Consider the following 10,408-nt stretch of genomic DNA (forward strand, 5'->3'; position numbering starts at 1 on the left):
CACAAAAAGGCCGACGCGACTCGCTTCGGCCTTTTAGTATGCAGGTTGTGGCGCCCGTTAGGCTTCGTCGGTGCAGGTGGTGAGGACTTTTTTGATGAGTCCTGTGGTGGAGAAGCCGGGTTTGAGGGGCAGGGAGAGGACGGTGCCGCCTGTAGCTTCGACGATATCGCGTCCGACGATGTTTTCCACGCTCCAGTCGCCGCCTTTGATGAGGATATTGGGTTGCACGTCCTGAATGAGGGTGTAGGGCGTATCCTCTGTAAAGGGCACGACGTAGTCCACGCATTCGAGTGAGGCGAGGACGAAGAGGCGGTCTTGGAGGGCGTTGAGGGGGCGCGTTGGTCCTTTGAGGCGCGGGATGGATTCGTCGGCATTGACGCCTACGACGAGGATATCCCCGTGTGCGCGTGCGCGAGCCAGCAGGTCGGCGTGCCCGGCGTGCAGAATATCGAAGCAGCCGTTGGTGAAGACGATGCTTGCGGTATCGTGCAGGGGGCGCAGGGCGTCCTGCACGCTGTCGCGGGCGAGAATTTTGCTGGAGACGGGAGTAACGGCGCGAATCATTAGCGGAGCACCTTCAGGGAGTCGTTTTCACCGAAGAGGACGAGTTCCAGCCAGTCTATGGCGAAGTGGAGTCGTGCTTCTTCGTCGGAGAGGATGGCCTGTTTGCGTTCGTCGTCCATATCGAGGCGACCGAGAAGGCCGGTGTCGGTGATGAAGCGCAGGAAGTTGTCCTGCTGGTAGAGGGCGAGGGCGACCATATTGCTTTGCCCGGCCTGAACGGGCTCTGCTTTGTCCTTTTGGCGGGCGAGGAGCTTCATATAGCGGTCGTTGTTTTCGTTGTAGGTGACGAGACCTTGGTCGCTGAGCCATTCGCCGGAGACCCAGTTTTGTTCTTCTTTAAAGCCTTTGCAATGCGGCTCGCGAACAATGAAGAAGCGTTCGGAGATGGAGCCGTCGTCGCCGATGCGGGTCGCCCGTCCGAGGGGATAGGTGCGGCACGCGCCGGGGCGGTCCGGGTAGATGGAACAGCCTTCGGGGCGCACGAAGGGACAGCTCTTGCGGGAGTCGTCACACATACGCAGGCGGAAGAGGGGGAAGCCGGTGTCGGCGGCCATGGTAAAGACGGTGTAGTCCTGAATGAATTCCTGACTGCTGAGGCCGAGGGCGGTGCGCAGACGCAGAACGTCGTAGGGGGTGAGCATCAGGTTCAGGTCGCTGCAACAGGCGTTGAAGCAGGGGACGCCGGGATGGCAGGCAAAGGAGAACCGTTGCCCTTTTTTGAGTTCCGGAAGACTTTCGAGAAATTGCTGAGTTGCATCAAGATCGGACATTGCATTCTCCAGTTTGGCTGTTGCATGGGGGAATCCCACGCTGTGACGGCGATGTCAAGCAAGGTGCGGGGTTGCTCTTCGGCGGGCACTTGGCTAGCCTGCGGCAAACCTGAAAATACGGAGATAGACATATGTGGAATCGACTTGCGCGTTTGAGCGCGCTTGTGACTGTTGCGGCGATGCTTCTGCTTGCGGGATGCGCGGGCAGTGGCCCGGTGCGCCTTGGGTACGATGCAGACCGCTGGAGCCCGAAATGCGAGGGCGTTGTGGGCCTGCATGGCTTTGAGGACGCGCGTCCCACGTCCGCCTTTGTGCTCAAGGATGGCAAGGCGCTGGAAACCGACAAGGACGTGGCCCAGTGGGTGACGCAGGCGCTGTGCGACGAGCTTGAGGCGCGCAGCTTTACGGTGACGCAGGACGCCCCGGACTCGCCCTTTGCGCCGGAGGTGAACATTGGCGGCGAGGTGCTGCGCGCGGTGCTGGACGTGGACGGCGTGCACCATACGATGCAGATGACGCTCCACGTGGTGGTCCAGCGCGGCAAGGAAGTTGTCCTTGATAAAACCTACGCTGGCCAGTGGGACCGTCAGGACCTGCCGACGCGGGGGACCATTGAGGAGATGGCGTCGTCCGCGCTGGTGGATATGCTGTCCTCGGTGATGGCCGACATCCACGAGACCCTGCACGGGTAAGCGCCTCTGCACAGAGCTTGTGGCCTTTTTGAGCGCCGCCGGAGAAATCCGGCGGCGCTTTTGTGTGGGCGAAGGGCGGTGGAGCGCGGCGGGAAGAAAAGCAGATGGCTGGAGGGGTTGCGCAGGACGGGGCGGGCGGAACAGAGGCGGATGCTGTGGTTGGAAGCCATGGTGGTGGGGCGGTGTATTCGGCGCGGGGAAGGGCCGAAAACGCGGCGGAGGGGTTGCAGAAGTTCGCATGGCGGTGCACAAAGGAGAGTGGGAACCTGTTCGAGAAACAACCGTAGACCGCCAGTGGAGGCACTATGAGCTTGAAGCAGCCACAGGACCAGCCGGGGACCAATCGGGCATCCGAGAAGGGCTCGTTTGACCTGCGGGAGGCCGTGCGCCGCTATATCGTCTGCTACACCGGAGCCGATGCGGACCGCGCCAATTCGCGAGATGTGTACAAGGGGATGGCATTTGCGCTCCGCGAGCGCCTTGCCGAGCAATGGATTGCCACCCAGCGGGCCTATTATGAAAGCGACGCCAAGCGTGTGTACTATTTGTCGCTGGAATTTCTGGTGGGCCGGTCGCTGAAGAATACGATTCTGTGCTTGGGGCTGGAGGACGAGGCCAAGGCTGTGGCCGATGATTACGGCTTGAGCATGGACGAATTGGAGGAAATGGAATGGGACGCCGGACTGGGCAACGGCGGCCTTGGGCGGCTGGCCTCGTGCTTTATGGACTCACTGGCGACCAAGGGCTACGCGGCGTATGGATACGGCATCCGCTACGAATTTGGCATTTTTTGGCAGCTGATTGAAAACGGACGGCAAGTGGAGCGTCCGGACAACTGGATGCGGTTTGGCAGCCCGTGGATATTCGAGCGGGAGGAGTTCTTGTACCCGGTGCAGTTTGGCGGCTACGTGCGCGTGCTGACGGACGAGCAAGGACACGAGCAACGCGTGTGGGTGGGCGCCGAGCATGTGCTGGCCGTGGCGTGCGATATGCTGGTTCCGGGATACAAGAACGGTGTGGTCATCAATATGCGCTTGTGGGCGGCCAAGGCCAGCCGCGAGTTTGGCTTGGAGGACTTTCAGGCGGGCGACTATATTGGCTCTGTGCAGGACAAGGCCGTCAGCGAAAATATCTCCAAGGTGCTCTACCCCGACGACTCGCGCGTTGAGGGACAGGTGCTGCGGCTCAAGCAGCAGTATTTCTTTGTGGCCGCGACGATTAAAGACATCGTGCGGCGCTCGCGCAAGCAGGAGGGCGGCATTGCGGCCATGCCGCACCGGGTGGCCGTCCAGCTGAACGACACCCACCCCGCCATTGCCATCCCAGAGATGATGCGCGTGCTGGTGGATGAGGAAGGGCTGGACTGGGACGAAGCGTGGCGTGTGTGCGTGAGTACGTTCTCGTACACCAACCACACCTTGCTGCCTGAGGCCTTAGAGCATTGGCCCGTGGAGACGCTGGAGCGCGTACTGCCCCGGCATATGGAAATCATCTACGAGATTAACGCGCGTTTCCTTGAAACCGTGCGTATCCAATACCCGGGCGATGACGATATGCTGGAGCGGATGTCGCTCATTGACGAACAGCATGGCCGCCGGGTGCGGATGGCGCACTTGGCCCTCGTGGGCAGCCACAAGGTCAACGGCGTGAGCGCCTTGCATACGGACCTGTTGCGCACGCGCGTGTTTAAGGACTTTTACCGGCTGTTCCCAAGGCGTTTTGTAAACATGACCAACGGCGTGACGCCGCGCCGGTGGGTGCGGCAGGCCAACCCGGATATGTCGGCGCTCATTACCGAGGCCATTGGTCCGGACTGGGTCACCAACCTTGGGAAATTGGTGAAACTCAAACCCCTCGCCGAGGACGCGGAATTCCGCCGCCGCTGGTACGAGGTGAAACAGCGGAACAAGGAGCGCCTGTCGCGCTATATGCTGCCGCGCGCACGGGTGCTGGCGCCGCCGGAATTTTTGTTTGATGTGCACGTGAAGCGCATCCACGAATACAAGCGCCAATTGCTCAACGTGCTGCACGTCATTACGCTGTACAACACGCTGAAAAATACGCCGCCGAACGTGTGCCCGCTGGGATGCGTGCCGCGTATGGTCATCTTTGGTGGCAAGGCGGCTCCGGCGTACACCATGGCCAAGCTGACCATCCGCCTTATTCATGCGGTGGGAGCGGTGGTGAATAGCGACCCGGACACCAATTCCCTGCTGCGGGTAGGGTTTGTGCCGAACTACTGCGTTTCCAACGCGGAGAAGATTATTCCGGCCACGGATTTGTCCGAGCAGATATCCACTGCCGGGACCGAGGCGTCGGGCACGGGGAATATGAAGTTTGCCCTCAATGGCGCGCTGACCATCGGCACCATGGACGGCGCAACCGTGGAGATGGCGCAGGAGATTGGCGAGGACTTGTTCTTCATATTCGGCATGCATACGCCGGAGGTCGCCGCGCTGGTGGAAAAAGGGTATACTCCCAGACGATACTATGAAGAGGATTCCCAGCTGCGCGAGGCCGTGAACATGATTCGCGACGGCTTCTTCTCCCCGCGCGAGAAGGACATCTTCCGGCCTATTACGGATTCGTGGCTGGAGAATGGCGACAAGTACATGGTGATGGCGGACTACCGCTCCTATATCGACGCGCAAACCCGTGTGGCGGAGCTGTACATGGACCGGGAGGAGTGGACCCGGCGGTCCATCCTCAACGCGGCGGGCATGGGGCACTTTTCCAGCGATAGAACCATCCGCCAGTATGCAGAGGAAATTTGGCACGCCCAGCCCGTGCAAAATGGCAAGCGGCGTTAACGGTTGCGACGAACCGTGACTTGGCGGCGGCAGCCGCCGGAGGGGGTTGTATGGCACAGCAGCAGGAACAGGGGGCTTCGGGCCAGTACCTGAGCTTTGTCTTGGCCGGGGAACTGTACGCCTTGGATATCTCCAAGGTGCGAGAGGTGCTGGAAGTGCAGGAGGTGACGCGCATTCCGCGGACGCCGGACTTCTTGAGCGGGGTTATTAACCTGCGCGGCAACGCGGTGCCGGTGGTGGATATGCGCCTGAAGTTTGGCATGTCCGCCACGGAATACACCGTGAATACCTGCATCATCATTATGGAAGTGCGCCTTGACGGGGACGAGCTTATCCTTGGCGCGCTGGCGGACTCCGTGCGCGAGGTCATTGAGTTGACGCCGGATGAAATCAAGGCGCCGCCGCGCATGGGCACAACCATCGACACCAATTTCATCAGCGGCATGTCCAAGCAGGATGAGCAGTTCATCATGCTGCTGGATATCGACACGGTCTTCTCCGCCGAAGAGTTGCAGGCGGTGCGCCTTGCCGACGCCACAGGCCCCATGGAGGCCGCAGCCGAGGCAACGCAAAAAGAAGAGACCCGGCCGCTGGAAGCTCCGGCAGCCGAGTCTGAATCCGCAGGTGAGGGCGCTCAGGCGCAGACGCCCCAATCGTGACGCGCCGCCCTAATGCACGGGCGGCGCACTGTGGCGCGAGGCGTCGTGAAGCAGCTGCTCTATCTTGAGCGGCTCCGGCTTGTCTTGCGCCTTGTGCAGGCTGAGGGCGTCCTTGGGGCATTTGCTGACGCAGACGCCGCAGCCCATGCACTTTTCGGCGTCCACATGGGCGGCCTTGTCCGCCACGGACAGGGCACTGAACTGGCAATAGTCGGTGCACAGCCCACATCCCACGCACGCCGCCGTGTCCACGGCGGCGAGAAATCCTGACGAACACAACATCTGAACGCCGTTGCGCTGGGCCTGCATGGCTCCGCAGCAACAGCTGCAGCAGTTGCAGATGGCGTAATAGCGCTCCAGCATGGCTTCCTTAAAGAACACATGATGGACGTGCCCGCGCTCATCCTCGGCCCTGAGGATGTCCACGGCTTCGTCGGGCGTTATCCAGCGCGATTTGCTGGGGTGGTGCTCTGCGATAAAGCTGGCAAAGGGCTCACCCACGATGAGGCACACATCAATGGGCGTGCACGGGTTCTCGCGCAGCTCGCGGCAGGGGCAATCAAGGGCGATGATGTGGTCCGGGTTGCGCAGAACGATGTCGCGCGCTTTGTTGTAGGGGATGACGTGCTCAAGGTCGCGGATTTCAATGTCGCGCCCCACCTGCACCAGCTTGACGGCATCATCCAGCGGCACGGCTTTGCCGTGGTAGGAGTCCGCCCACGAAAAGCGCGCGGACATGCCGGTGCCTTCCTCGGGGTGCAGGGGGTAGAGCTTGTCCATAAGCCAGACAAGCGGGCGCGCCAGTTTTGTCAGCGGGTGCTGGCCCGTGCCCACGCCTATGTAAAAATAGCACCACCGGCCATAGATGTAGCCGTGGAGTTTCTCCAGCCACGTATAGCCGGGGATGGTGTCGGCCTCCCGCAGGTAGGCGATGGTGGAGCGCCGTACCGGGAGCTTTTCAAGGAGTTCGGTAAAGGTCATCAGAACCAGATCTCCATTCGCAGGCCGCGTGCGTCGCGCGGGACGCTTTGAGAAGGGAGCCTGCGCGATTGAGGTGAAGAGATGTCTGCCTCCGTCGCCAGATAGGCGGCTGTGGACAGGCAGACGAGTGCGTCGAGTATGTCGTCGACCGTCGCGCTGCGAAAGGCGCCTGAAAGCGCGATGTCGTGAAATTCGGTAATGTGGCGGCTGAGCAAGGCCATGCGCTGCAAAACGCCGGGAGCCGCGTGTTTGGACGGCAGCACCTGCCCCGCAAGGCGCGCAAAGGCAAGCTCCGGGTGGCACTCCACAATGCGGTCCTGCAGGGCGGGCTGGGCGCAGAGTGCTTCGTCGGCTTCAATGAGCTTGGGGACAATGCCCCAGACGGGAAGCCCCGCGCCAACGCCGCGGTGCTCGCGGTGCAGGGTCTGAAAGACCTTGGGGCTGCCGCCATGGCCGTAGACGGCCTCGCGCGGCGGGGCGAGAAAAACGCGGGAGCTGGCTTTGACGTCCGGGCCGGAGCGGGCGGCAAGTTCCTTGCGCGCCAGCTCGTCGCACTGGCGGACGTCCCCGCGTGAGGGCAGGCCAAGTGGCATATCCACTGCCACGGCGTCGCAGTCCGCAGTGAGTGTGACCACCTCCGCAAAGGTTGCGGCAAGGTGCATGCGGGGCGCAGACGGGCAGGGCCAGCCATCGGCAATGGCCACCACCCAGCCGTCCCGCGTGCCGTCCACGCCTGCAATCATGCTATGGCCTGACGCATGCGGGTGAGCAGCGTGGTCATGATGTCGCGGCGCGAAACGGGCAGGGCTTCGCCGATGGAGTCCATGAGTTCGTAGAGGTTTGGCAAGACGTCCATAAGGAACTGCTGCCCCGCCTGCGTCAGCTGTACGGTGAGCTTGCGGCGGTCGCCGGCGAATTTTTGGCGCATGACGTGGCCTTCGCGCTCCAGCCCATCCAGCAGGCCGGTCATGGTGGCGCGGGTGACTCCGGCACCGGAGGCCAGCTCCGATGGCGTCATGCCGCCATTTGGGGCATCAAAAAGCAGGGCGAGGACGGTGAAGCGCCCTTCGGAAATGGCACCCTTGAAAAAGCGGTCCTCAAGGCAGCGAGCCATGGCCGAGGCGGTTTCCATAAGTTCCACCACCGCCTGCACGGCGGCGGTATCCCGGCCAGGCAGCATGGCGAACAGCGACATCAGTGCGTCGAATTTTGTGGTTGCGTCGTAGTCGGACATGACAACTCCATCACGTGATTAGGATTGGCTATAATGTAAGGAGCCTAATGGTTTCCGTCAACAGCGCAGAGGTTGTTATTCCTGCTTTGATGTGAGAATACAATGAATGAATCCGGTCCCTTCCAATACCGCAAGACTCTGGAGGATGAGACGTGACTGACGCTTCTTCTGTTTCCGGTGTTACAGGTGGAGAGACGGGCGATATCGCGCAATTGGTAACACAGGGCCTCACGGAGCGCGCCCGGTCCATTGTGCCGTGGTTTCAGCAGAATATGCCGCACTACTACTTCCGCACGCACGACACGGCGGAGCAGATTCGGCACATTCAGGGCCTTATATCGGCGGATATCACCACCGATCGCCACGCCCTCGCCCTCAAGAGTCCCTGCGGGACGAAGGTGACGTACATCTCTCCGGGCGGCGAGCCCGCCAAGCTCATGGCCGCGCTGGATGAACTGTCCGAGGAGACCATCCTCAACGCCCGCATGTATGCCAGCAAGGACGACCTGCTGCGGCTGGATACCTTCATCATGTCCCCCCAACAGACCGTGGACCGTCACGGCGCGGCCTTTGCCGCCGCCATGGATGAACTGCGCAAAGCAGGCCTGTTGCCGGAGGACGAGATTCCCGCCTTTGAGGACTTCCTTGCGACGGCCACGGGCGACTGCGTGGACAAATTTGAAGTGGACCGCGCCGTGCGGCACTTTCAGGTCTACAAGGATGTCAGCGATGGCGACAGGGTGCTGGTCTACCGCGAGGACGAAGTCTACTCCGGTGAAACGCGCATCATGGTTGCCATGACCTCACCGCCAAGGCGCGGCATTATTCAGGAGATGGTGCGCCTTATGGTGCGCTGCGGCTGCAAAGTGGAGCGCGCCTACGGAGATATTTACGATACGCCGGTGGAGCCGTTTGGCATTTTCAGCTTTTATCTCACCGCGTGCGACAGCGCCCCCCTACACCACAAGGCCTCGTGGGAGGCGCTGGAAAGCCAGCTGAGCCGCGTAAAGTGGTACGCGGGCGGGCACGAATTGGAGTGGTTCGCGGACCAGCGCGGGTGGAGCATTTCGCAGGTGATGTTCCTGCACGCGGCAACGGAATTTGCGCACCAGTTCCTGCTGGGCAAGGACCTGTACGCCTACACTGCGCACAACATTATCCACAGCGTGCTGGCGCATCCCGATGCCGCCCAGCAGCTGCTGGACTGCTTCGAGGCCCGCTTCAATCCCGACGATACGGAACGCCTCGCCCACTGCGACGCACGCCTGACGGACCTGCACGCCTATCTGTCCGGCGTTTCGGACGAAGTGGTGCAGGACACCTTCCGGGTGATGGAACTCTTCATCACCTATACCCTGCGCACCAACTATTATCTGCCCAACAGGTTCGCGCTGTCCTTCCGCATGGACCCGGACATCCTCGACCATCTGCCGCCCCTGCGCGGTGTGGCGGAGAGCGATGACAAGCCCTACGGATTCTTTTTCTTCCACGGCGCGCATTTTCAGGGCTTCCATGTCCGCTACCGCGAAATGGCGCGTGGCGGCGTGCGTGTGGTCACCACCCGCAGTCAGGAAAATTTCGAGCTGGAATCCAACCGCCTGTTTGCCGAAGTCACGGCCCTTGCGCGCTCGCAGCAGCACAAGAACAAGGACATCCCCGAGGGCGGGTCAAAGGCCGTTTTGCTCCTTGGGCCGCGCGGCGACATTGACCTTGCGGTGAAGGCCGCGGTGGACGCCATGCTCGACATCATCGTCATGCCAGAGGACCCAGGCGAAGGCTCCTTCACCCTGCCCGGCGTGGTGGACTACCTCAGGCGCGGCGAGATTATCTACCTTGGCCCGGACGAGCACATCTCGCCCTCGCACATCGAGTGGATAGTCGCGCGCGCCCGCAAGCGCGGATTCCGCTGGCCAGCGGCGTTCATGAGCTCCAAGCCTTCGTCGGGCATCAACCACAAGGAATACGGCGTTACCTCTATTGGCGTCATCGTCTTTGCGGAGGAGATGCTGGGCGTTCTTGGCATTGACCCGCACCGCGACAGCTTCCGCGTGAAGTTTACAGGCGGCCCGCGCGGCGACGTGGCGGGCAACGCTATGCTGCTGCTTATGGACCAGTACGGTGAAAATGCGCACATTGTGGGGGTAACGGACGGGCATGGCGCGGCCTTTGACCCCACTGGGCTTGATCACGGCGAGCTTCGGCGGCTCATTGCCGAGAACCGGGGCATCCGCGAGTTCGACCCTGCCAAGCTGAAGGGCGGCAAGGCCGCCGTGGCCGGGACGGATACGCCCGAGGGCGTCCGCATGCGCGACAGCCTGCACAACACCGCCGAGGCAGATATATTCATCCCCTCCGGCGGCCGGCCCGATACCATCAACGACGCCAACTGGAACGAGTTCCTGCTGCCGGACGGGCGGCCCTCGGCCAAGGCTATTGTCGAGGGCGCGAACATCTTCCTCTCGCCCGGAGCGCGGGCGCATTTGCAGGACCATGGCGTGCTCATCATGCATGGGGCCAGCGCCAACAAGACCGGCGTTATCTGCTCATCCTACGAGATTCTGGCCGGGCTGACCCTCAGCGAAGAGGAGTTCCTTGCCATCAAGGAAGAATACGTGCAGCAGGTGCTGGATATTCTGCGGCTGCGCGCCCGCAGCGAGGCGCGCATGATGCTGCGGGAGTACAAGCGCTGCGGCGCCTG

At 61.8% G+C, this 10,408-nt stretch carries 9 protein-coding genes; 4 read left to right on the forward strand and 5 right to left on the reverse strand.

Annotated elements, in window-relative coordinates:
- Nucleotides 1-57 precede the first annotated feature (57 nt).
- Together rfaE2 and ACY69P_RS09380 are read right to left on the reverse strand one after the other, a co-directional pair.
- The gene (rfaE2, locus tag ACY69P_RS09375) at nt 58-564 is read right to left on the reverse strand and encodes a D-glycero-beta-D-manno-heptose 1-phosphate adenylyltransferase (RefSeq protein WP_462327272.1); all 507 of its coding nucleotides are present in this window, start codon (nt 562-564) and stop codon (nt 58-60) included.
- Nucleotides 564-1,334, reverse strand: a complete 771-nt coding sequence (locus tag ACY69P_RS09380) for a YkgJ family cysteine cluster protein (RefSeq protein ID WP_462327273.1) — start codon at nt 1,332-1,334, stop codon at nt 564-566. The genes rfaE2 and ACY69P_RS09380 overlap by 1 nt, the downstream gene beginning before the upstream one ends.
- A gap of 131 nt (nt 1,335-1,465) precedes the next feature.
- Between ACY69P_RS09380 and ACY69P_RS09385 the strand changes: the two genes are divergently transcribed.
- The 3 genes from ACY69P_RS09385 (at nt 1,466) to ACY69P_RS09395 (ending at nt 5,495) form a co-directional block, all read left to right on the forward strand.
- Nucleotides 1,466-2,026: a hypothetical protein gene (locus tag ACY69P_RS09385; protein WP_459901189.1), complete on the forward strand. Its 561-nt coding sequence runs from the start codon at nt 1,466-1,468 to the stop codon at nt 2,024-2,026.
- A gap of 305 nt (nt 2,027-2,331) precedes the next feature.
- A complete protein-coding gene (locus tag ACY69P_RS09390) occupies nt 2,332-4,836 on the forward strand; it encodes a glycogen/starch/alpha-glucan phosphorylase (protein ID WP_462327274.1) in 2,505 nt (834 codons plus the stop codon).
- A 50-nt stretch (nt 4,837-4,886) separates the two neighbouring features.
- Nucleotides 4,887-5,495 carry a chemotaxis protein CheW gene (locus ACY69P_RS09395; protein WP_404843327.1) on the forward strand — a complete coding sequence of 203 codons (609 nt, stop codon included), beginning with the start codon at nt 4,887-4,889 and terminating at the stop codon, nt 5,493-5,495.
- A 9-nt stretch (nt 5,496-5,504) separates the two neighbouring features.
- Here the strand turns inward: ACY69P_RS09395 and ACY69P_RS09400 are convergent, their stop codons facing one another.
- The 3 genes from ACY69P_RS09400 to ACY69P_RS09410 are packed head-to-tail and all read right to left on the reverse strand — an operon-like array spanning nt 5,505 to nt 7,710.
- The gene (locus ACY69P_RS09400; protein WP_462327275.1) at nt 5,505-6,476 is read right to left on the reverse strand and encodes a 4Fe-4S binding protein; all 972 of its coding nucleotides are present in this window, start codon (nt 6,474-6,476) and stop codon (nt 5,505-5,507) included.
- Nucleotides 6,476-7,219, reverse strand: coding sequence for a DUF429 domain-containing protein (locus ACY69P_RS09405; protein WP_462327276.1), 744 nt, complete (start codon nt 7,217-7,219; stop codon nt 6,476-6,478). Before ACY69P_RS09405 ends, ACY69P_RS09400 begins: the two co-directional genes overlap by 1 nt.
- The gene (locus tag ACY69P_RS09410; protein ID WP_404843324.1) at nt 7,216-7,710 is read right to left on the reverse strand and encodes a MarR family winged helix-turn-helix transcriptional regulator; all 495 of its coding nucleotides are present in this window, start codon (nt 7,708-7,710) and stop codon (nt 7,216-7,218) included. The genes ACY69P_RS09405 and ACY69P_RS09410 overlap by 4 nt, the downstream gene beginning before the upstream one ends.
- A gap of 152 nt (nt 7,711-7,862) precedes the next feature.
- Between ACY69P_RS09410 and ACY69P_RS09415 the strand changes: the two genes are divergently transcribed.
- Nucleotides 7,863-10,408: NAD-glutamate dehydrogenase domain-containing protein (locus ACY69P_RS09415; RefSeq protein ID WP_462327277.1), on the forward strand; the 2,546-nt coding region annotated here is incomplete at its 3' end.

This window comes from Desulfobaculum sp. (genome assembly GCF_054921475.1).

What these genes read in the sequence shown, in the direction of transcription:
- ACY69P_RS09400 (WP_462327275.1), bottom strand. Translation starts at nt 6,476, where the DNA reads ATGACCTTTACCGAACTCCTTGAAAAGCTCCCGGTACGGCGCTCCACC.
- ACY69P_RS09405 (WP_462327276.1), bottom strand. Translation starts at nt 7,219, where the DNA reads ATGATTGCAGGCGTGGACGGCACGCGGGACGGCTGGGTGGTGGCCATT.
- ACY69P_RS09385 (WP_459901189.1), top strand. Translation starts at nt 1,466, where the DNA reads ATGTGGAATCGACTTGCGCGTTTGAGCGCGCTTGTGACTGTTGCGGCG.
- ACY69P_RS09395 (WP_404843327.1), top strand. Translation starts at nt 4,887, where the DNA reads ATGGCACAGCAGCAGGAACAGGGGGCTTCGGGCCAGTACCTGAGCTTT.
- ACY69P_RS09380 (WP_462327273.1), bottom strand. Translation starts at nt 1,334, where the DNA reads ATGTCCGATCTTGATGCAACTCAGCAATTTCTCGAAAGTCTTCCGGAA.
- ACY69P_RS09390 (WP_462327274.1), top strand. Translation starts at nt 2,332, where the DNA reads ATGAGCTTGAAGCAGCCACAGGACCAGCCGGGGACCAATCGGGCATCC.
- rfaE2 (WP_462327272.1), bottom strand. Translation starts at nt 564, where the DNA reads ATGATTCGCGCCGTTACTCCCGTCTCCAGCAAAATTCTCGCCCGCGAC.
- ACY69P_RS09410 (WP_404843324.1), bottom strand. Translation starts at nt 7,710, where the DNA reads ATGTCCGACTACGACGCAACCACAAAATTCGACGCACTGATGTCGCTG.